This window comes from Halopiger aswanensis, assembly GCF_003610195.1.
Classification (GTDB): Archaea; Halobacteriota; Halobacteria; order Halobacteriales; family Natrialbaceae; genus Halopiger; species Halopiger aswanensis.
Genome location: NZ_RAPO01000005.1, coordinates 130,620 through 150,055, shown reverse-complemented (window position 1 = coordinate 150,055; position 19,436 = coordinate 130,620). Strand labels below are relative to the sequence as shown.

Below are 19,436 nucleotides of genomic sequence, written 5' to 3'. Positions count from 1 at the left end.
GCAATTCGATCCAGGCAACCCAAAATCGAGAGACCGAGTCTGAATGTCGATCGTGTGGTGCATCGATTCCATCGAACCGGACGAAATGCCTGTTCTGTCTGAGCGAGCGTATCGATCCCCCAGATGAGGCGACTGGAGAATCTGCTGAGAATCTATTGAGCGTTGTCTTCATCGTCGTCCCTGCACGGACTCGTTACGAGGCCGTCGCAAAGGGAACAGTCGCCTGTCGAAAACTCGTCGCTGACGACGGGCCGATCGATGGGTACCAACTCGTAGCTGATATCGACAAGCCGGCACCGCAGCTCGTCGAACGCTGGACGTCGCTCCCATCAGCGGCCAACCTTCACTCTGAACCAGGGGAGCAGTTGCTCAAGCAACTCGAAGACGTCGTAGACGCAGATAGTTCGAGATTGTCAGCAGCCGGTAGCGAGTTTCCGATTCTGTACAATGAGTGGGGAGACGCGATTGACGACTGCGAGGAATTGTATGACCTCGAGGATCCACATTGGTGGGTCGTCCCCGCACTTGCGCTCCACGAATCCTCCCGATCAAATCAAACCACGCAACCAGAACCGAGCATTCCACGAAAGACGCGACTCTGTTGTCGCCACTGCGAAGCAGAGACCATTCACGTCTTCAACGGCTGTGATTCTGCTTCAGAGTCCTCAGTCTCATCAGCACCCATCTGGGAATGCAACCGATGTAGTACTCCGCGTTATGGTCCAGTCCTCGAGTGAAAACACACAAGCAATTGTTCAGTGTCCCTAATGGCAGGTACAGTCTGCTAAGATAGTGATCCCGTTGAATGGAGACTGCGTTTTTTACAGTTCTCTGTTGGACACCATCTTATGGTAGCGACCAATCAAATCCTGTCCGTTTTCATCATCTTTGCCCTCGCACTACTGGTGGTTCGGGTCGGAGCGATTGCACTTCGAATGACTGGTCTCTCGCCGGACGTGGCCACATTTCAGTCAGCATCGGCATTTTCGGGAGCGGGGTACACGACCGAAGAAGCCGAGTTTACGGTCTCGGAACCGAGCAGACGAACGATTGTCATCTGGCTCATCCGACTCGGAAGTATCGGGGTTGTGAGTGCGCTTGCGTCGGTCCTTCTATCGTTCATCAACGCCGAAGGCGATGACTTTCTTACCCTTATCTACGTTCTCAGTGGCGTTGTCGGGATTCTTCTTCTCGCTCGTAGCCAGCTATTAAATCGAGCAGTAACGCCAATTATCGAATGGACACTTGACCAGACGACGGATCTTGCTATTCAAGATTACACAAAGGTACTTGGTCTTCAGAGTGAATATCGTGTCGCTGAAGTTGAGGTCAACGAAGACAAATGGTTGGCGAATGATACAGCCGGAGGATTAGATCTCTCGGAGGAAGGAGTGATCCTGCTCGGGATTGAGCGAAATGGTGACTATATCGGTGCTCCCGGTCCTGATACAGAGATTCAACCGGAAGATACCGTTGTCCTCTATGGGAAAGAAGATCGATTACAGGAACTTGCAGACCGAGATGAAGGGGATATTGAAGCACACAAGGAGGCACGTGACGAACATGAAACCATCCTCGCTGAACAAGAACAAATCATCGATCAGTAAGCATGTGAACTGAGCAGAGAGACGACCCTGAATCGATACTATACTACACTCAGCTAGATTCATCCCACCTCGAGCTCACTCGACCTCGAACCGCACCGCAGTCCTCCCGTTTCCTTCGATTGTCGCGCGTCGGCAGATCAAACAGATCTGCCTCTCGGGAGTCTTGCTCACCGGCCTGGACCACGGACGGCCGGTTGCTCACGGACATCGTTGCGTTCGCGGCGGGCCGTCCGCGGTCCAGACCGCTTCGCTGGCGATTCCGGGCGCGAAATCGAAGTCCAGGTTCCGACGCGCTCTGCGAGCGCGCGGACCTACGGGAGACGACATCTTCCCACCTCCCTCCAGTCGTCTCTCTTGCGCGTGACTCCGTGGCACAACCTGCTGGCGAGAGCGACTTCCCGCGCGACCAGTCCGCGCGGGCCCCTTCTCTCAGCCAGCAGGCGTGCACACTCCGTCCCGCTCTGCGGAGACGGCTCGGCGTTCGACCTCCGTAGCTGCGGGCCCCAGCCCGCCGACTCACCGAGTCGCCGCGCTGGGACTCCTCGCTGACGGACGTCGAAACCTGTGCCGCCCACGGGGTTTCCCACAAACGTGTCCGTTTGATCGGGATCAAGAGTCGCTCCCCTTGAAGTGGTCGGTTCAGCGTTTGCCCGCGCAAGCGCGGTTTGCCACTGAACTGTGATGCATCTCGTCTCACCCTGCGCCAGCCAGCGGACTCCTCGTCTGAAAACGAGCTTCCGCTGCCTTCCGAGGGATCGACGAGACGACCGACATCAAGGGGAGCGCCTCGAAACTGCCGGGTGAACTCGCGTCGGGCCGGGTGGCGGCTGTCCGGGCCGATGCGGGTGCGGAGTGAATCATGTCTGTCGACAATCGACGTTCGATCAGTGGCATCGCTCGCGATCAACAGGCAATCAGCGTCGACGGCTCGCTCGAGGGGATCTTCGAGCCGGATGGGTCGTTGCGACCAGCGAAGCAGATCGTCGCAACGGGTGGTCAGGAGCTGACGTCGCTCGAGGAGTGGCTTGAGGCAGTCGCACCGGATCGATTGGCGCGGATCGACGAGCAGGTGGACGAACTACCCGCGACGCGAGCGGAGTTGATCAATCATCATGTCCAGAAGATCCTCGAGGAAGCAGAGGCGGATGGACGGACAGTCACACCACGCCCCAAACTCGAGCAGCCGACACTCGTAATCACGTACCATCAGCGCGAGCGGGAGCCGATCATGGCCGAATCGGCGGGTGACGATCCAGATGTCGACTCGATGGTTGACTGTCCGAAGTGTGGAGAGAAGGTCGAAACACGAACCGAGTTGAAGCAGTTACGGTCAGCAGACGAGGCAGAAACGCGGATCTACCACGGTACCTGTGGGTGCACGTGGCGGGAAGACGACTGAGTGTCGCCCTCTTCTTTGCTGGTGTGTCTCGGTCACCGCCACCGCCCACCGCCTCCACGGTCCGGACTGCTCACGGCCACGGGCCGTTGCGCGGTCGGGCTTTCGCTCTCTGATGTCTCACGGCAAACTGACCTGCAGTATTTTACTACTTGCTTTTTTGGAAGTTGTGTAACGTTTTCTCACAGCTGTGGGTGTCTCCGTTGAGACATCGCCTAGTGTGGTTTAAACATGTTCCACCGGAACATGCTTGAGAATCATCGCGAACGCTGGGACGACTAATTCCCAGTTTCCATTAGAGTATTGAATTGTGTGGGTAGAACAACCAATATACAGTCGCACGGACACGCAGGCATCATGGAGAGTAACAAGCGTAGGGAGCCGCCCTACGCTTGCACCTTCTACAGGTACAGGCGATTGGGACGTCGTCAAGGGTGTAGTGCAGGTCTCGCCGGGATGAGCCTGTATCGATTCAATGATCCACCTCACCGTCGACGTGGTCCGGGGTTACTCCCATGTGCTGAGGTGGATCATCTGCATGTGAGAGAGTTACACAGTTAGCTGTTCGGCCGACGACTTCAGGCAGTCGATGCCCGCATGCGAATAGTCGATACGATGAACATCCAGACAATTCACTGGACCCGATCAAGCACTCTCTCAGCCAGAACTAGACCAACACCACGGACAGACTCGAGCCGCTCGCGATCCGTTTCTTGGGCCCACGAACTCGGGCACTACTATTCACCGTGAGTCGTGATTCAGATTAGACTCTCTATCCGTGTCTTTTGTCGACCCCTGAAGGGTGGGGGCTGTACCTCAGCCCACCGAGAGAAGTCATGATTGTCGAACAAACCGTGATAGCAGACGCTGAGGCACCTCAATACCCAGAGCGTGGTGGTCCCAGATGAGTACGGAAAACGAGTGTCGGCTACCGACCTGTTCTCCATCTGCTCGCGATCGGTCGGGGTTCGCTGGACGCTTCTGCTCAAATCGATGTGAAGTCCGATACGACCACCTCAAAGCGGATGCTCGAGATGCCAAACTAGACGCAGAGACGGAGGGCTACTGATGCTCGAGCAGCGTGATCACCGCGGCAAGCGATTCGTGATCGATGACGTCGGTGGCAGTGGGTCACCAAGTGAGCGTCAATGTCCTGGTGAAGAACTCGAACAACAGATCCAGCAAGAGTTCCGTGAACTCGAGCGTGCAAAAGCAGTTGCTGGACCTGCCGGAGAACATCTGACATCGAGGTGCTCGAACGATGACTGATGATGAGCGCAGCCCCGATCCACATGACGTCCCTGGCTTCAATAGAGCAGTTGGTGTTGATGACCCGGTACTGGATGCGGAATATGGTGATCAGGAGTCTGCCCAGAACGACGTGCTACCGATGGCGGGAATCCGCCCGTCGACGACCTCCACGGTGCACTCCTTGAGACAAAATATGAACTGCAGCAACTCGAAGCACAACTCCCGGAGCCATTGTCGCTTACCGACGCGATCAGAGAATTAGACGCAACTGCGGACGCCTACAGTCGCCTCAGATTTAATGATCAGTAGAACCACTGGAATGTGACTTCTAACCTACGTCTTTGTCCCCAGTCACAGAGGAGCTTCTGAGCGGGTTTTTCTCCCCAGAAGGAGTGCGGGGCGATCCAGTCCGGGTCGCCCTGCGAGGTGATTGATTGATGGGACATCGCGCACTCGTTGCGTACGAACGGACCGACGGACAGTACACGCTCCACTACAGTCACTGGGGCGCAGCAAATCTGAAGCTCAAGCACCGAATTTCGGCTGAAACCCCGTTCGGTGGCGAGGATACCGACACCAAGTGGGTGAAACAGCTCTTCTCGGAGTTGGCCGATGGCCTCGAGGCAGATGCCGGCGACGGTTACCTCGCCGGCGAGGACCGACCGTCGACCGTCGTTGAGCCGAAGCCCTGCGCCACCGGGCTCACCCTCGACAAGATCGTCGCTGACCACCTCGACTACCTCCACCACGAGGCGTTCTTCGTGGTGTCAACGACGTTCGAGGTGACCGCCTATCGGACGCTGTGGTTCGGCCTGCAGTACGACTCGGAGACGGTCGAACAGGGAGACACAGTCGGGAACGGCGCGCTCACGACGGTGCGTTGGTACGACGGCGAGCCGGTCGGCGATGGCCACCTGCAGGGACAGTTCGCGGCCCTCAAAGACGTCGTCGGCGATATGCTCGACAAGGGTGTCTTCACGCCGTCGACGGCGAGACAGTACCTGAAACGGAAACTGGCCGAGCGAGTCGGAGATCGACAGGAGCTGCTCATTCCGACCAGGGAATCACCCTTCGAGAAGGCAAGCCTGAACCACTCCTAGTTCGATCTATTTCGTGGCAGCTGCTGTTTTTGAGAGGCCGGAATGGGTGAGCCCCGCCGTAGGCTCGTGATTCGATGACCTTAGAGGACGACCCGTTTCACGACTGCGAGTTGGATCCCGAGGCGATCCTCGGGACACACACCTTCGAAGACGTCCTGTTCACCGACGAGACGGAAACTCCGGTGAACGTGCTCACCGGCGAGACACCAGCGCATTCGCAAGCAACCGTCGAGGAAGCGAAGGAGTTCGCTGCGAGTATCGACACGGAGACGCCCCAGATCGCGCTCCCCGCATCCGTCGAGTCGCAGGTCGAAACACAGAGCAAGCCCTACACGGCGGCCGCATTCTTCCACTTCAAGGCAACTGGCTCGCTCGCACGTCACCGCGCCTACCACGCCGCCTACGAGGCGGACGCATTCGTCGTCGACTTCGAGGCCGACTACGAATCGGACGACCTAACCATCACTGTCGAACGAGCGGACGAGGCCTGAGAATCCTCCGTCACGAGCAGGTTTTTCGAGCGCCGGCGATGGGTGCCGGCGCAGCTGGAGCGAGCAACGACACCCGGTGCGTCGGCGTTTCGAGGTGTTCGAGATGCATATGGTGATTTACGCACTTGTAGAGGCATCGACGCACGACGACGCCCTGGCCACCGGAAAGTCGGTGTTCGACCGCCTGGTCGGCGCGGACCCACACGCCGGCGCCGTCTTCGACTACTACGTCACGTTCGATGAGGAGGACATGTCCGTTGCGGGGAAGGCGCGATGGGGAGAGCTGCCGACTGCAGCCCCCGTCGACTCTGAAGACGGCCAAGATCTCCTCGAGCGTGGCTGGGAGGCGACTAAGGAGGAATTCGAGCGTAATCTCGATCGGGTGAAAGAGGCCATCGAGGAGCTCTCCGACGAGGAGATCATGCGCGACGAGGACCTCGCGCGGCACGCCTTCCACAAGGTTGGTGCGTACGACGGCCCGACGATCTTCCTGTACACCGAACACGGAACCGGCATTCGCCACTGTGGACAGCTGGATCAACTCCTCGAGGAGAGTGAGGAACTCTGGATTGTGCCCGCTGACGTCCACTTCTAACCAATGTCCAGGATTACCAATTGGCAGCGTGAGAGCCGCTCGCCGACGCTCGCGTATCGGAACACCGAGACCGGTGCGCGAGCCGTCCTGCATCGAGCACCGGACTCCTACCGGTACAAGTGGCGTGGGGTGATTCTCGTCGACGGCTACCCGGTGTGGTCGCGGGGGTACGAGACGAAGGACGCGAAGTCATTCCGTGACGAGCTCCGGGAGCGGCCCGCACCGGACCTCAACTGCCCGGAGTGTCCGAACGACGACGTTCGCGCCGGCAAGAAGGCGGCAGACGGGGCGAAAGTCCAGCGGTGGTACGACTGCCCCGACTGTGGGTACGAAGCCCCCTCACGCATCGTGTACAGCGCCGAACGGTGAGTGGGTGAGCGCCGGGCGCTGTTTTTCGGCCGGGCACGAGGTGGTGGCCCGGGACGGCCGGGTTAGTCAACCAATGAGTCTCAAAGTACTTGACCGACACAGTGAGGCACTGTTCGAGTTCCTCTGGTGCCCCGTCTGCGGGCAGGAGGTCTTCACTCACATCCCCTTCGAGGGGGTGTTCTGCAAGAACTGCAACACCCAGGTCGAACTCCAGGAATCCCGAGAGACACGCGGCTACGAGGAGGCCGTGCTCGCCTGCTTCGATACAACCACGACCTGGAACCTTCACGTCGACGAGAAACTGCGCCGCGACCTACCTGATGGGTCGGCGCGCGTGAAGATCCTCGGCGCATCGGGCGCCTACGAGGTCGACTGGTGGAGTCCAGAGCCGGGGGAGGACTGGGAACCTGTGGTGCGCGGAGAGTTCGACGATGTCGAGGAACCAGAGAAGGTGTCACACCTCGCATAACCGCCAGTTAGGCCGTTTTCGGTTCAAGCAGTGACTCCATATTCTCCTGCAATTCGTCGTACCCCTCAAACTCGAATAGCTCGGGGATTCGGGCTGTTGCTTGCGCTTTTTGGACTTTTTCACGGGCTCGACCAGCGTGACTACGTACAGTCCCGGTCTTCACGTCAAGCGCATCAGCGATTACGTACTCGTTCTTGTTTGCTTCACGCATCACGTAGGTCAAAAACTGCTTTTTCGTGAGAGTGGAGTTATCCAGCAGTTCCTGATACTGTTTCCGATACGCCTCCACATATTCACGGGAGAATTCAGCTGCAACGTGAAATCCACCCCCAGAGGCAACTTCACCGAGGACACCAGGACCACGGTTTGTTCCGACATAGAATTCCTCCTCCTCCGCATCCCAGTGTATATCGGGGATTACGAAATCAATCCCCATCGGTGATTCACGAAGGAATTCCAGCTTTTTCTCTTTCTCAGGATTGTTCTCCCAGTTACTTACAACCTGTTCGAGTGCCATACGGGAGATATTGGCATCAAGTCCGGAGTGACCGTCACGGAGAAGAACGGCTAAATCTCGGTCAGTAATCGTGTCTCGGTCTGTGCTGTCGGACATAGCGATTACTGATACGGTAATCAAATGAGGTATTTATATTTTGGGGTAGTGCAGAAGGCGAGGTGCTACAGATCGCGGACATACAGAGTCTGTTGTTGCGCCGGTGATGGGTGCCGGCGCACACGTGCCGGCGATGATTGATGACGACACGGAGTCAACTCAGATTCGTCGAACGAGTGGACCAGGACGGCGAACCAACCGATCACGATCGCTTTGCCCAAGTGTATCGACATTCAGACGGCTACCCGGAGAGTGTGCTTCGCGATCTTGCGCAATTGAAGGAACTTCTTGACGCGACCCGTGCCGAGCGAGGACCGGGGTACACGGCAGCATCGTTCGTGTTCCTCGACAAGCTCTCGACAGTCGACCTGTATCTGGATGGTGACCCAGACCGAACGATCGACGCAGCACAGCCAGCGGATCTCCTTGACCCGTCCAATATGGAGCATCTGGACCAGCCGCTGTTCCTGCTGGGACACGGTGTCGAGAATCCGGCCGACGGCATCTACGGTGACGAGGAGTACCTCTACATCGTCGAACTCCCGACGCGGAACCCGTTCGATGAGCCGGACGAGTGGACCGTCAAGGTGAGCGGTCATTCCGCATTCCCGCGCTGGGATGGCCCGACCGAGGAAGCCTTCGAGCGGGCCAGCTGGCAGTTCCACGGCCCGCTTGAGCATGCGCTCGAAGAGATGGTTGCTGAGCCGGCGTGAACACCGAGCCCGCTCAGATAATGCCGCCGATGACGAGTAGTCCGACGACGAGCAGCAGCGTCGCGACCACGCTCCCCCCGGCCAGCCACTTGTTCTCCATTGCCTTTTCGTGAAGCGGCATGTCGGCGTACTCCTCGCGGAACGCCTCGAGGTTCTGGTCGTCGTAGAAGTACTTCGTCTTCAGCGCGAACCGTTCCGTCACCGCACAGCCCGTACAGACCGGTTCGCCTTCCAGCCGCTCCGTTTTGATGTGGCTGGAGCAGGCGATTGCCCCGCAGTTCGGACAGTAGGTGTACGTCTCGTCGACGCCGCTCGTGTCACAGTGGACGCACCGATGGATGCCGTCCTCGGCGGTCACTCGTGATGGGCCTGCCGCGTAGTACTCGTAGGGGTAGGTGTACTTCTGGATGTCGGTGGTGTGCCGAACCTCGGGGAGGTACACTGGTTCGATCGACTGGACGGAGATATCCGAGCGGTTCGGCTCGCAGGTCTTGTTGTAGGTGACGTTGTTGTCGCCGGTGTAGGTCACCGTCGTTGTGTGGTGCTGCTGGAGTCGCTCGACGGCCCACTCCTTGTACTCCGTCTGAGTCTGGCCGAACCGCCGCTCCTCGACGTCGTCAAACACCTCCGCGAACTGCTCGTAGTCGAGGTCGACCGTCGCGTGGAGGTTCTCGGTGACCAGCGTCGCGACGTCTTCGTCGACGACCTGCGGCTGCCCGCGTTCGGCGTGGGCAACGAATCGGGTCCGGTCGTTGATCCGGTGGATGACGCCCACCGACGTCTCGAAGACGGCGTTCGTGTCCGCGGTGACCGCGACCACCGGGCGGAACGTCACCGATGAGTGCGGATCTGGGAGGTCGGCAGCCTCGATGTTCTCGATGTCGCGGAACGCCTCCGCGACGGCCGTGTCGACGTCGGCGGCCGGGTCGTACGGGCGTAGGGTCTCGTCGCAGAGAATCTCGATGCGCCCGTTGTAGAGGTCGAGGCCGATCTCGTCGGCGATATCCCGGAGGTCTTCGCCGTCGAGCAGCTCGATTGGGTGTGGGTCGTCGTTTTGCTGGAGGCGGTCGGCGTACTCCTGAGCAGGGTTCGTGAACCGGCCGGTCGTGACAACCATCCCGCGTTTGGGGCCGTCGAAGTCGAACGTCGCGATCGCCGAGTGGAGCTTCTGGACGACCGGCCGTCCGACCGTCCCCGTGTGCTTGCACTCGACGATGATCGCGCGCCGCGTGCCGTCGACGACCTCCTCCATAATGACGTCGCGACCCTCGTCGGCAGTGCGGTCGGCCTGGCGGACATTCTCGTAGCCGAGATTGCGGAACACGTCCTCCATCACGTCCTCGAACTCGAACCCCGAGAGATTGTCCAGTACAGCCATCCTCAATTATGTGAACAGTACGTTGCAACTGCCAAATACGTTGCCGAACGCTACGTCGTCCTGTTTGTTGAACCCCTGAGAGGGGTGCGGGGGTCACCGAACCGCCCGCGAGCAACGAATGAACGGGAATGTACCTGCAGCCAGTTCGGAATCGGTTCCAGAAGCATCGGCCGGTCAGTCCCACCGAGACACAGTCGAATACGTCGGCTTCCGCGTCGACAGCCAAGCCGTCGTCCTGGACCTCTCGGAGCATCGGCGACTCTCCCTCGAGCGCAGTCAGGATCTCGTCAACCACAGCCCGTGTATCCAACCGAAGGTACTTACGTGATACAAGTGTATCACAGCATATGAGCACTGACAGTGACGCCGGCGGCGACGGTGAAATGGAGAAGATCAACGTCAGGGTGCCACAGTCGCTGCTGGCACAGGTCGACGAGGTCTGGGAGAAGCGTGGGTATGCGAACAAATCCGAGTTCATCCGCGATGCGCTTCGGGACGCTGTCAATCCGCCAACGCAACTGTCCGAGGAAGCGCTGGAGCATTTGGCCGAGAGCCGCCAGCAGCGGGAGCAGGGCGAGACGGTGTCGCAGGACGAAGTGAAGGACCGGCTGGGTATCGATGACTGAGGTCGAGTGGACACCAAAAGCACTCGACTTACTGGAGGGTCTCGACAGCGAAGCCCAAGAGCGGTTGGTGAAGAAACTCGACGAGGCGAAAGATTGGACCTCCCATCGCCTCGAAAAGCTCAGCGGGTATCCGTACTACAAGCTTCGCGCCGGGGACTACCGTGCGATCATCACGTGGAACCGAGATGAGGATGTCTTGATTGTCGAAGCGGTTGGGCATCGGCGGAATATCTACGATCGCCACCTCCCGCCGTAACCCGCTCTACCTACGGTTATACTCCAGTTGGTGGAAGACAGGTCTGAAAACTAATAGCGAGTAGCTTCGAACTCCGTCAACCTTCTCACAGTTCCAGCCTGTGTTCGTATCACTCCATTTGATGGCGGCGAGCATCTCGAGCTCGATCCTTCGAAGCACGGTGTAACATAGTACGAAACCAGTATATAATCCAGTTTCGAGTAATGTTACAGATAGCAGAGATTAGGTCATCACCACTAACTTAACCAACGGAATTAGGGATCGGCGCTCCGTGTTGGTTAACATTTCGATGGAGGACTTCGCCGTAGCCCTCGTGGACGAACTCGAAGAAGAAAACGCCGTCCACACTCACCTCGGAACCAGGAACTGATCGCAGTCCGGTTTCATATTCTTCAACGATTTCAGCGCGGTCGTGACTGATGTACTTGACTAATACCCTAATCAGGGTCCAAGACATTACGTTCAGCTACGGCGACGTTTCCGTCCGTCGGACGTTTCAGTATATCTTTACAGAGATTTACGGGTGTCTGGCACGTATTCTAGATAACGGACCTCGAGACGATTCATCATGAGCGCAGACAAACCGCATCAGAACTTGGCCATTATCGGTCACGTCGACCACGGGAAGAGTACACTCGTAGGACGCCTCCTCTACGAGACGGGGAGCATACCCGAGCACGTCATCGAACAGCACCGTGAGGAAGCCGAGGAGAAGGGCAAGGGCGGCTTCGAGTTCGCCTACGTCATGGACAACCTCACCGAGGAACGCGAACGCGGTGTCACCATCGACATCGCTCACCAAGAGTTCTCGACGGACACGTACGACTTCACCATCGTCGACACGCCCGGACACCGAGACTTTGTGAAGAACATGATTACTGGGGCCTCACAAGCCGATCATGCCGTCCTCGTCGTCGCCGTCGACGACGGCGTCGCGCCTCAGACCCAGGAACACGTCTTTCTAGCTCGCACCCTTGGAATCGACGAACTCATTGTCGGCATCAATAAGATGGATGTCGTCGACTACGAGGAGTCGACGTACAACGAGGTCGTTGAGGAAGTCACACAGCTACTCAAGCAGGTCCAGTTCAATACCGACGACGCATCGTTCATTCCTGTCTCTGCCTTTGAAGGAGACAACGTTTCCGAGCACTCCGACAACACGCCGTGGTACGACGGCAAAACACTGCTCAAGGCGCTCAACGAACTGCCTGAGCCGAAGCCGCCAACGGACGCGCCGCTGCGACTTCCAATCCAAGACGTCTATACGATTTCGGGCATCGGTACCGTCCCGGTCGGACGGATCGAGACCGGCGTCATGGAGACCGGCGACAACGTCTCTTTCCAGCCCAGCGATGTGGGCGGGGAGGTCAAGACGATCGAAATGCATCACGAAGAGGTGCCCAAGGCCGAACCCGGTGATAACGTCGGCTTCAACGTCCGTGGCATCGGCAAGGACGACATCCGCCGCGGTGACGTCTGTGGCCCCGCCGATGATCCGCCGAGTGTCGCCGAGACGTTCCAAGCCCAGATTGTCGTCATGCAACACCCCTCGGTCATCACTGCTGGCTACACACCTGTCTTCCACGCTCACACGGCACAGGTCGCCTGTACCATCGAATCGATCGATCAGAAGATCGACTCCTCGAGCGGCGAGGTCGCCGAGGAGAACCCCGACTTCATCCAGTCGGGTGACGCTGCCGTAGTCACCATCCGACCACAAAAGCCCCTCAGCATCGAACCGTCCAGTGAGATCCCCGAACTCGGGAGCTTCGCCATCCGCGACATGGGTCAGACCATCGCGGCCGGCAAGGTCCTTGAGGTCCACGAACGGACCTGAAGACGGCGCGGAAAACGCGCTTCTCCTCCCTTCCGACTCGTTCAAGGAGGTCTGCGGTCGTTTTCGAATGGGGCGTGATTGTGATTTTTCTGCCAATGATAGGAATATCGATAGCCAGCTATCCGGAAGCGACTGCGCTCTGAACGTGCAATACCCGTGATAGTGAGGGAGATTGCACAACACTTTATCTAGGATCAATTGTCCACGGTGGATAATTGAATTACAGTAATGCATTCGACCGTCCTAATCTCCCAAAGCAGCGATATCCATTTCTTATCAGCACTTAAATTCTAGTAGATCATTTATATATAGTGATTTAACAGATGAGGAAAGGGGATCTGCCTTTTGGGCAGGCCCAACGGAAACGGGAGGCACTATTGAAATCTGCAGGCTGATCATTCATCCGGTTTGGCCGCCTGCAGTCCCCCTTTTGACCTACAATACATACCATCCAGTGATATTACAAACAGTTCCTGCTACTGCCAATCATTCATCGGTCCGAGACTTTCACTCAGTAGACACATATATCTGAGGGCAGAAAAGAAATCAAATACAGCATCGTTGAAGTCTCACGCGAGATGCACGACCTCACTGGCTTCCAGCGAGACCTGCTGTACGTGATCGCGGGCGCCGACCAGCCGTCCGGTCAAAATGTCAAGGACGAAGTCGAACAGTACTACAGTTCAGAGATCAATCACGGCCGATTATATCCGAATCTCGACACGCTCGTCAATAAAGAGCTTGTTGAGAAAGGCCAACTTGACCGGCGAACGAACTACTACGCTATCACCGATGCAGGACAAGAGATAATTCAGGAGCGACGAGACTGGGAAAGCCAATACATCGATTTCTGAAACAAAGTCGTATTCGGCTAGATCATACCTTCACCGATAGCTACGTTTCCGTTGACAAGAAGGCTTATATCGGCAGAATCGAGTCGTCAATATATGTCTCCAGAAGCTGACGAAGAATTGCCACATCTCGTGACGATCGTTGGGAGAGGCGTCCCCTCGAACTATGAGATTTCTGTTGGCTGCGACATCGAACTCGTTGATGCTGCCCCCCTCGAGGAAGCAACGGTTGTCACGGATCACGCTGCAGAGGGTGCGATCGAGACCGGTGTGATGCGGTTTCGGTTCTCCGGCGAACTGGCAAACGTCCATGTTGTCGATTGGAACGGTGTTCCGGCTGCAGAGTCACCAAGCACACCTGACGTCCATATTGATTACGGCGCGACCACCCGGAACAACGGTAGTTAACCGGTATTACACCGCCGGTTGAGTGATTTCTGCGTCTCCAACTGCGCGCAGTTGCCATAGTCAAAAGTGATGTTCCGATTGTTGTCGAGAATGAGTGTATAAATAGTTTGATGATAGAGATCCTATTGACGGAACTTTTGAGAGAAACAAACTGCAGGACGATACCGACGACAAGGCGGGAATATTATAGCGGACAAAGATCACGCCATCGAAAATCCATCTCGGTTCCATCCTCGAGTTCGACACGGTACATGATCTTCGACTTCTATGCAAACGTCCTCTCTCAAGGGAATTGAGTAGATACCTCGTTGTCTGTGGTTGGCAACGGCGCAATTGGATTGGGGAACATGGTTCAGCTTAGAAAGTAAGCAAGAACTCGTAGCGGTCTGGTGGAGAAAACGGGATTCCGAACGTTTGGACTCAGTCGTCGGACGGCGTAGTCACACGAAGTTCGCCGTCGACCTCGTAGAGATAGCCGCGCTCGAGCAGTCGTGTCACTGCATGGTCGGCGTCTTCTAGAGATAGGCTTACATCATCAGTGGTCCGCAGTACCTCGATCGCGTTATCACGGGGGATCGACGGAACCTGACGCTGATGCGTACCACGCTCTCCGTGGGTAATGGCGTTGGTGAGGACCTCGTATGCATCCAGTACCCAATCGGGAAGCGGTGGACGGGGATCAGTGGTCAGGGACATCTATCAGATCACCTGTCAACAACCAGTTCCAGACAGTGCCGTTTAACTGTATCCCCAACCGCTAGCCAACCCAACAGAAACTGGTTCGACTACGGGAAAATCACTTCGTCACATCACCATTCTGATAATTATATAATCTCAATGAACGGCCGAGCGAACCGAGTCCCGACCCTGTCGCGAACGAGTGGCGGCATCTGTTCGGGCCAAGGAGATCAACGCCCTGCTGTTCGTCCCAACAACGTCGACTCTACGGCTGCCGCCTCAACGCCGGCGCCACGACTACGCTCTCATCCCGGTCGAACTGGCACACCGATCTGTACGTCTTCAAGAGCGCCGTCGACGTCAGCGAGGCGCCTATCGGGTACACCGAGAGCCCACTCGTAACTGATGACGTCACCGCTACCAAGGACTTGACAATCGTCGCGTTTACTATCAACCCCGACGCGCCGATAACGCACCAGGGCACGATGGCCGCTGAGACATCGGCAGGCGAGCCACGGGCGGTGTTTTTCTGCTCCCCCTGAGAGGGTGAGGGCTTCATCGAGAGCTCTCACAGTCAGGTGGTTTCCATGAGCCAACAACAGTCAACAAGCGATGTGTCGATCGACGATATTCCAGTCGATATCGCGAACATGCAATCAGGCGACGTCGATCTCACCGATGTCCCCGACGAAATCGAATCGATCACCCGTGGACTAGCCGGCGAACATCCGCCGACGAATCTGCTAGTCGTCCTCAAAGCGGCTCGCTGGTGGTATATTCACGGCAAGGGTGGGATGGATCCCGCCTTCCGGTGGGCTATCGAATGGGCGCGCCACCTTGCGACCGACACGCCCAGCGACGTCGAACGGTTCGACGAGTTCCTCGAGTACCTCGTCACAGTTGGCTTCGCTGACGAACGCCACGAACTTCGCTGACCGTTAGGTCGGTTTTTTGAACGCCCCTGAGGGGTGCGGCGCGGTCTGAACAGACGCAGCCGCCATGAACTCGATTCGGTGAACACAATGGCTACGACCAGTGACTCGTCGGTCTCCTTCGACCAGACCGACACGCGATCAGACGAGATGAACAGTACTATCGAACAGTGGATCGACGACCTCGTCGCCGGCGTCGACGACGCGCAGGCCAGCGCAGAGTTTCAGGAGTGGCTCGACGTCCAGAGCCGCTTTCACGACTACTCCCATCGGAACACACTCTTGATCAAACTCCAGTATCCTGACGCAACCCGCGTTGCAGGCTACCGGACGTGGCAGGAGGAGTTCGACCGTCATGTCAAGGAGGGCGAGTCGGCCATCTGGGTCTGGGCGCCGATCATCACGAAGCAGTGTCCGGAGTGCGAGAATTCGCCCAGCTACCACGAGGACAGTGACTGTGAGTACGACGAGACGCCGCCCGAGGAGTGGTCCGAGGCCCTCGGACGGATTAGTAGAACGGCAGAAGAACTCATCGACGTTCTCGAGGCGCATTCTCTAGCGCTCGCCCGTCTGCTGAAATAGACACCTGAAACCAGTACTCCCGCAACTAATGAGCGACCGAAGTAGCTGGGAAATGCTGTGAGTACAGGGCCGTCTATTCTACATGGATACTCGCAGATGGCACCGTTGAACCGATCGAGAAAAGTCGACTGCCGGTGTGGCACCGCAAACTTCGGGGCAATCTCACACGTAGGCCAGTAACCCGGACCGTTCAACACGTCGATTCATGGCGGATGTAACAGGGGCGCTGCGTCTGCAGGTTGAAGAAGCAGGAACTTGCCCTGCTCAACAGTAATGTGGAAGTCGCTGTAGACGAATTTGACGACGCCATTCTGCTGTGATTCACACAGTTCATCCAACATTTCAGGGTCTATTGTCTCATATAATGGGGTCAACTCCCACGGCTCACACTCCTTTAGTGAACTGACAGCCTGAGTCGCCGCTCTACTCACGTGCTCATTGTCCGAAATTTCGTACTCAACCAACAACTGTTCCTCCGGCTGTTCAGGTGTCATTATCGGGAGCAGGAGTTCTAATCGGATAAGTCTCGAGTGTGCGAGTGCGAAGAACGTGGTGGTGAGTCTAGGTCGCGAACGGATCGGTCAGACTACTTCGAGTGAAACAGAACGGAGAGATAGGATTGATGGCGAGTGGGTCAATGGAAACCGTGTGATTCCGTTGGATGATGCAGTCGAGCAAATGATGTAGACTTGAGTGGCATACGAACCAGCGTTGGAAATTATCGCCAACGAATATGATATCGACATTGACGCGAACCACCAGAAGACCGACACGTGGCGCAATGAGATAAGCAAAAATGTCAGAAACACCATTGAGTTGTATTCTTCAGCACCTGATATAGAACGGGGTGTTCTACAGTGAATATTTGTGGTTGGCACAACAAGATAGAAGTATGCCTCACGACCAGGATGTCGAAAGCGATACAGCAGAAATAGCCTCTGAATTCGAGTGCCTGCAATGTGGGAAGATAGTCACAGCCGAAACCCACCCCGGTAAATGTTCTAACTGTGGCGGGGAGTTCCAGAACCGAGCAAAATCTCTCGAGTAACTAGGCTATAGGTACTATTTGGGAAAGGTGGTACAAAGTAGCCATCCCTTTGCTGACCGGACAAGAGAAGGGACAAAATCATACGAGCATCTGGATGGTGTCGATAAAAACCCGATACTAGTATTGGCTAACTCGGCTGCACTGACGGTGCGTCAAACAGATGCATCTGACTGAAGTGAGGCGAATCTCGTCGTATCAATCCGGATCAAACGTGGTACTCACTCGTCTTCGCTCTCTGGATACGTTACCGTTCCATCCTCGACCTTCGCGAACCGCGTGAGTGAATGCTCCTCGGAGCGATCCACATCGAAAATATGGACCACGTCATGGCCGTTCGCGAGCAGCCAGTCCGAGATAATACGTCGGTGACAACGCCAGTATACCTTCTCTGCACACATATAGGCAACTCTGCGGTCCGTTCCAAGCGCAATCAATTCGTCCAATCCGACCTGGAACTCGTCCGTGAGCGCGTAGTTAGCGTAAGCGCGGAACGAATCGTTGTTCCACGCTGCGTTTGGAGATTCGGCTATCTCGGTGTCCCTGTACCCACCCAAGTTATCGAAGTGTTTGTACGAAATATCACGTTCTGGGAGTCGTTCCGCCAATCGGTCGCGATTGAACTGTGGGTTCGTCCGCGAGCGAGGAAAACTTCGAACATCAACGAGGAGTGCGATTCCGTACTGCTCGAGCATCGTTAGGAGTTCATCGAACGATCTCGTCGAGTGACCGAGAGTGAAAAACCGCGACATGAGCGTGGTACCATTTCAGGGATAATAACAGGAGTGGGTGAGACGACGTGATTCTCAGCTTAAGCGGTCACCGTTGTGCTCAGCGTTCGAGTCGCTTCGTCGGTCGACGGCCAGCCGCAGGCGAAGCGATTACGAGCGGGAATTCCTCCCAAACGTCCAGAACGTACTCTGGATCGCCTTTCCGAAGAAGTACCCGACGAAGAACCACAGCACACCGCCTTCCGCTCCGTGGATCGCGAAACCGATCCCAAGACCGAGGATACAGAGTCCGTACGGGAGATAGCGTATTGTGCCCGATACTGATCGCATACTCTCTCCGAACACGTATAGCGAGGAAGGCATTTGTCCGAACATCTTCATTCACTAATCACATTCGATACTGCCGTTTCCTTAGTTGGCTTTAGACAAGTATTCAGATACCATTACAGCCTCTCAAGCGGAATTACGTCACCGACGCTATCTGTGAGTACGACGATAGTACTGGTGTACAACATGTGGATTCGCTGGCTAACATCATCTGCCAAAACAGGACCATCGCGACCGTTGCTGGGAAATGGTTTTCTACCCTCTTCTCGAAGCCGCGTATATGGGAGGGCACGTACTGGTTGTGATCAGCCGTACGTCCCCGTCAACAGATATACTAGAGTATGCGTTTCAGAAATATCCCAACGCAAAGATCACCGTAATCCACGTGACTGCCGCACGGAGCTCATTTGATCCGTTTAGAAACCGTGACCCGTGTGAGTATGTGATTCCGGAGTTAGATAGTGAACGGAACGAAGAACTCCTCCCTGCTCCGGACTTGTTCACTCGAGCGCAACAGAAACGGGCAGAGAACGTATTTTCCCGAGCGCATGAACTCGCTGAACGGTATGATAAAGAGATTGAATCCGTCGTGAGATCCGGCGATGAAACGGAAGAGGTCGTCACTTATGCAGAGAATCACGCTGTCGATCGGATTATTATTGCAGAACACCTCTCACTGAGACTTCCATTCTTCCACCGGAATGTCTCTAAATCCATGGCTCATACCACAGACATTCCGGTCACAACACGCTAATCAATCGGCTGCTGTGACAATCGCCTCCTGATAACTGGCAATCTCCTCGAGGACTGCTTCTCGATCGTCTTCATTGACGTCGAATTCGACGAGTGCCTCGTTGAGATGGGTCGCGATTGCTTGGAAGTCTGAGGGAGTGATCCCCATATCTGCATGGACGGCCTTCATTTCCCCGCCCGAATACTCGACCGGGCCGCCGGTGACGGAGCTAATGAATTGTGCCTGATGGGCGCGCTGTTTCTGCATATCGACATCGTCGAAATAATCTGCGACCTGTTCGTCTGCCATAACGCGATCGTAGAACTCGTCGACAACAGCCGTGATCGCGTCTTCTCCACCAAGTCGCTCATAGAGCGTTTCGCTCATCATCAACACATTATAAGCTGGGGGTAATAACGCACAGGCCAAATGTATTCAGGCAAGT

At 56.4% G+C, this 19,436-nt stretch carries 22 protein-coding genes and 2 pseudogenes; 18 read left to right on the top strand and 6 right to left on the bottom strand.

The annotated features are described in order from the left end of the window. Positions 1–848: 848 nt before the first annotated feature. From ATJ93_RS21180 to ATJ93_RS21145, 7 genes are all read left to right on the top strand, one after another. Positions 849–1,607: a TrkA C-terminal domain-containing protein gene (locus tag ATJ93_RS21180; protein ID WP_120246653.1), complete on the top strand. Its 759-nt coding sequence runs from the start codon at positions 849–851 to the stop codon at positions 1,605–1,607. 859 nt (positions 1,608–2,466) lie between these two features. Next, on the top strand, positions 2,467–3,006 hold the full coding sequence (locus tag ATJ93_RS21175; protein WP_245977771.1) for a zinc ribbon domain-containing protein: 540 nt from the start codon (positions 2,467–2,469) through the stop codon (positions 3,004–3,006). 1,685 nt (positions 3,007–4,691) lie between these two features. Continuing rightward, positions 4,692–5,354: a DUF6735 family protein gene (locus tag ATJ93_RS21165; protein ID WP_120246652.1), complete on the top strand. Its 663-nt coding sequence runs from the start codon at positions 4,692–4,694 to the stop codon at positions 5,352–5,354. A 74-nt stretch (positions 5,355–5,428) separates the two neighbouring features. Continuing rightward, on the top strand, positions 5,429–5,845 hold the full coding sequence (locus ATJ93_RS21160; protein WP_120246651.1) for a hypothetical protein: 417 nt from the start codon (positions 5,429–5,431) through the stop codon (positions 5,843–5,845). 103 nt (positions 5,846–5,948) lie between these two features. Beyond that, entirely contained in the window at positions 5,949–6,440 is a 492-nt protein-coding gene (locus tag ATJ93_RS21155; RefSeq protein ID WP_120246666.1) for a hypothetical protein, read from the top strand. Positions 6,441–6,443: 3 nt separating this feature from the next. Then, the gene (locus ATJ93_RS21150; RefSeq protein WP_120246650.1) at positions 6,444–6,809 is read left to right on the top strand and encodes a DUF7568 family protein; all 366 of its coding nucleotides are present in this window, start codon (positions 6,444–6,446) and stop codon (positions 6,807–6,809) included. Between the two features lie 73 nt (positions 6,810–6,882). Next, complete coding sequence (locus ATJ93_RS21145) at positions 6,883–7,278, top strand: DUF7567 family protein (protein ID WP_120246649.1); 396 nt, start codon at positions 6,883–6,885, stop codon at positions 7,276–7,278. A 7-nt stretch (positions 7,279–7,285) separates the two neighbouring features. Here ATJ93_RS21145 and ATJ93_RS21140 read toward each other — a convergent pair whose 3' ends face one another. Next, the gene (locus tag ATJ93_RS21140) at positions 7,286–7,795 is read right to left on the bottom strand and encodes an RNA polymerase sigma factor (protein WP_245977769.1); all 510 of its coding nucleotides are present in this window, start codon (positions 7,793–7,795) and stop codon (positions 7,286–7,288) included. A 236-nt stretch (positions 7,796–8,031) separates the two neighbouring features. Between ATJ93_RS21140 and ATJ93_RS21135 the strand changes: the two genes are divergently transcribed. After that, positions 8,032–8,604, top strand: a complete 573-nt coding sequence (locus ATJ93_RS21135) for a hypothetical protein (RefSeq protein WP_120246648.1) — start codon at positions 8,032–8,034, stop codon at positions 8,602–8,604. A gap of 13 nt (positions 8,605–8,617) precedes the next feature. On the opposite strand, the gene ATJ93_RS21130 is transcribed toward ATJ93_RS21135, so the two are convergent. Further along, entirely contained in the window at positions 8,618–9,982 is a 1,365-nt protein-coding gene (locus tag ATJ93_RS21130; RefSeq protein WP_120246647.1) for a restriction endonuclease, read from the bottom strand. A 347-nt stretch (positions 9,983–10,329) separates the two neighbouring features. Here ATJ93_RS21130 and ATJ93_RS21120 point away from each other — a divergent pair, with 347 nt between their 5' ends. The 6 genes and pseudogenes from ATJ93_RS21120 (at position 10,330) to ATJ93_RS21095 (ending at position 13,963) form a co-directional block, all read left to right on the top strand. After that, entirely contained in the window at positions 10,330–10,608 is a 279-nt protein-coding gene (locus ATJ93_RS21120) for a ribbon-helix-helix domain-containing protein (protein ID WP_120246645.1), read from the top strand. Then, positions 10,601–10,864 carry a type II toxin-antitoxin system RelE family toxin gene (locus ATJ93_RS21115; RefSeq protein WP_120246644.1) on the top strand — a complete coding sequence of 88 codons (264 nt, stop codon included), beginning with the start codon at positions 10,601–10,603 and terminating at the stop codon, positions 10,862–10,864. Before ATJ93_RS21120 ends, ATJ93_RS21115 begins: the two co-directional genes overlap by 8 nt. Before the next feature lie 283 nt (positions 10,865–11,147). After that, positions 11,148–11,234, top strand: a pseudogene (locus tag ATJ93_RS24620) (NAD(P)-dependent oxidoreductase); the annotation flags it as partial. A 198-nt stretch (positions 11,235–11,432) separates the two neighbouring features. Beyond that, a complete protein-coding gene (gene tuf, locus ATJ93_RS21105; protein ID WP_120246643.1) occupies positions 11,433–12,704 on the top strand; it encodes a translation elongation factor EF-1 subunit alpha in 1,272 nt (423 codons plus the stop codon). Positions 12,705–13,282: 578 nt separating this feature from the next. Continuing rightward, on the top strand, positions 13,283–13,558 hold the full coding sequence (locus tag ATJ93_RS21100) for a PadR family transcriptional regulator (RefSeq protein WP_120246642.1): 276 nt from the start codon (positions 13,283–13,285) through the stop codon (positions 13,556–13,558). Between the two features lie 93 nt (positions 13,559–13,651). Next, positions 13,652–13,963, top strand: coding sequence for a hypothetical protein (locus ATJ93_RS21095; RefSeq protein WP_120246641.1), 312 nt, complete (start codon positions 13,652–13,654; stop codon positions 13,961–13,963). A 420-nt stretch (positions 13,964–14,383) separates the two neighbouring features. On the opposite strand, the gene ATJ93_RS21090 is transcribed toward ATJ93_RS21095, so the two are convergent. Further along, positions 14,384–14,659: a hypothetical protein gene (locus ATJ93_RS21090; RefSeq protein WP_120246640.1), complete on the bottom strand. Its 276-nt coding sequence runs from the start codon at positions 14,657–14,659 to the stop codon at positions 14,384–14,386. A gap of 569 nt (positions 14,660–15,228) precedes the next feature. Between ATJ93_RS21090 and ATJ93_RS21080 the strand changes: the two genes are divergently transcribed. After that, positions 15,229–15,576 (top strand): hypothetical protein, encoded by a 348-nt coding sequence (locus tag ATJ93_RS21080; RefSeq protein ID WP_120246638.1) that lies wholly within the window; start codon positions 15,229–15,231, stop codon positions 15,574–15,576. 87 nt (positions 15,577–15,663) lie between these two features. After that, a pseudogene (locus tag ATJ93_RS21075) lies at positions 15,664–16,074 on the top strand (ArdC-like ssDNA-binding domain-containing protein); the annotation flags it as partial. 284 nt (positions 16,075–16,358) lie between these two features. Here ATJ93_RS21075 and ATJ93_RS21070 read toward each other — a convergent pair. Then, positions 16,359–16,649, bottom strand: coding sequence for a HalOD1 output domain-containing protein (locus ATJ93_RS21070; RefSeq protein ID WP_120246637.1), 291 nt, complete (start codon positions 16,647–16,649; stop codon positions 16,359–16,361). A 398-nt stretch (positions 16,650–17,047) separates the two neighbouring features. On the opposite strand from ATJ93_RS21070, the gene ATJ93_RS21060 reads away from it, so the two are divergent. After that, positions 17,048–17,203 (top strand): rubrerythrin-like domain-containing protein, encoded by a 156-nt coding sequence (locus ATJ93_RS21060; protein ID WP_120246636.1) that lies wholly within the window; start codon positions 17,048–17,050, stop codon positions 17,201–17,203. 218 nt (positions 17,204–17,421) lie between these two features. Here ATJ93_RS21060 and ATJ93_RS21055 read toward each other — a convergent pair whose 3' ends face one another. Beyond that, complete coding sequence (locus tag ATJ93_RS21055; protein WP_120246635.1) at positions 17,422–17,952, bottom strand: DUF488 domain-containing protein; 531 nt, start codon at positions 17,950–17,952, stop codon at positions 17,422–17,424. A gap of 586 nt (positions 17,953–18,538) precedes the next feature. Between ATJ93_RS21055 and ATJ93_RS21045 the strand changes: the two genes are divergently transcribed. Continuing rightward, complete coding sequence (locus ATJ93_RS21045) at positions 18,539–19,012, top strand: universal stress protein (RefSeq protein WP_245977767.1); 474 nt, start codon at positions 18,539–18,541, stop codon at positions 19,010–19,012. Here the strand turns inward: ATJ93_RS21045 and ATJ93_RS21040 are convergent, their stop codons facing one another. Continuing rightward, complete coding sequence (locus tag ATJ93_RS21040; RefSeq protein ID WP_120246663.1) at positions 19,013–19,378, bottom strand: group I truncated hemoglobin; 366 nt, start codon at positions 19,376–19,378, stop codon at positions 19,013–19,015. Between the last annotated feature and the right edge of the window lie 58 nt (positions 19,379–19,436).

Excerpts from the sequence above, each read along its gene's own strand:
- ATJ93_RS21180 (WP_120246653.1), top strand. The coding sequence starts at position 849 with ATGGTAGCGACCAATCAAATCCTGTCCGTTTTCATCATCTTTGCCCTC.
- ATJ93_RS21175 (WP_245977771.1), top strand. The coding sequence starts at position 2,467 with ATGTCTGTCGACAATCGACGTTCGATCAGTGGCATCGCTCGCGATCAA.
- ATJ93_RS21165 (WP_120246652.1), top strand. The coding sequence starts at position 4,692 with ATGGGACATCGCGCACTCGTTGCGTACGAACGGACCGACGGACAGTAC.
- ATJ93_RS21160 (WP_120246651.1), top strand. The coding sequence starts at position 5,429 with ATGACCTTAGAGGACGACCCGTTTCACGACTGCGAGTTGGATCCCGAG.
- ATJ93_RS21155 (WP_120246666.1), top strand. The coding sequence starts at position 5,949 with ATGCATATGGTGATTTACGCACTTGTAGAGGCATCGACGCACGACGAC.
- ATJ93_RS21150 (WP_120246650.1), top strand. The coding sequence starts at position 6,444 with ATGTCCAGGATTACCAATTGGCAGCGTGAGAGCCGCTCGCCGACGCTC.
- ATJ93_RS21145 (WP_120246649.1), top strand. The coding sequence starts at position 6,883 with ATGAGTCTCAAAGTACTTGACCGACACAGTGAGGCACTGTTCGAGTTC.
- ATJ93_RS21140 (WP_245977769.1), bottom strand. The coding sequence starts at position 7,795 with ATGGCACTCGAACAGGTTGTAAGTAACTGGGAGAACAATCCTGAGAAA.
- ATJ93_RS21135 (WP_120246648.1), top strand. The coding sequence starts at position 8,032 with ATGACGACACGGAGTCAACTCAGATTCGTCGAACGAGTGGACCAGGAC.
- ATJ93_RS21130 (WP_120246647.1), bottom strand. The coding sequence starts at position 9,982 with ATGGCTGTACTGGACAATCTCTCGGGGTTCGAGTTCGAGGACGTGATG.
- ATJ93_RS21120 (WP_120246645.1), top strand. The coding sequence starts at position 10,330 with ATGAGCACTGACAGTGACGCCGGCGGCGACGGTGAAATGGAGAAGATC.
- ATJ93_RS21115 (WP_120246644.1), top strand. The coding sequence starts at position 10,601 with ATGACTGAGGTCGAGTGGACACCAAAAGCACTCGACTTACTGGAGGGT.
- tuf (WP_120246643.1), top strand. The coding sequence starts at position 11,433 with ATGAGCGCAGACAAACCGCATCAGAACTTGGCCATTATCGGTCACGTC.
- ATJ93_RS21100 (WP_120246642.1), top strand. The coding sequence starts at position 13,283 with ATGCACGACCTCACTGGCTTCCAGCGAGACCTGCTGTACGTGATCGCG.
- ATJ93_RS21095 (WP_120246641.1), top strand. The coding sequence starts at position 13,652 with ATGTCTCCAGAAGCTGACGAAGAATTGCCACATCTCGTGACGATCGTT.
- ATJ93_RS21090 (WP_120246640.1), bottom strand. The coding sequence starts at position 14,659 with ATGTCCCTGACCACTGATCCCCGTCCACCGCTTCCCGATTGGGTACTG.
- ATJ93_RS21080 (WP_120246638.1), top strand. The coding sequence starts at position 15,229 with ATGAGCCAACAACAGTCAACAAGCGATGTGTCGATCGACGATATTCCA.
- ATJ93_RS21070 (WP_120246637.1), bottom strand. The coding sequence starts at position 16,649 with ATGACACCTGAACAGCCGGAGGAACAGTTGTTGGTTGAGTACGAAATT.
- ATJ93_RS21060 (WP_120246636.1), top strand. The coding sequence starts at position 17,048 with ATGCCTCACGACCAGGATGTCGAAAGCGATACAGCAGAAATAGCCTCT.
- ATJ93_RS21055 (WP_120246635.1), bottom strand. The coding sequence starts at position 17,952 with ATGTCGCGGTTTTTCACTCTCGGTCACTCGACGAGATCGTTCGATGAA.
- ATJ93_RS21045 (WP_245977767.1), top strand. The coding sequence starts at position 18,539 with ATGGGAGGGCACGTACTGGTTGTGATCAGCCGTACGTCCCCGTCAACA.
- ATJ93_RS21040 (WP_120246663.1), bottom strand. The coding sequence starts at position 19,378 with ATGAGCGAAACGCTCTATGAGCGACTTGGTGGAGAAGACGCGATCACG.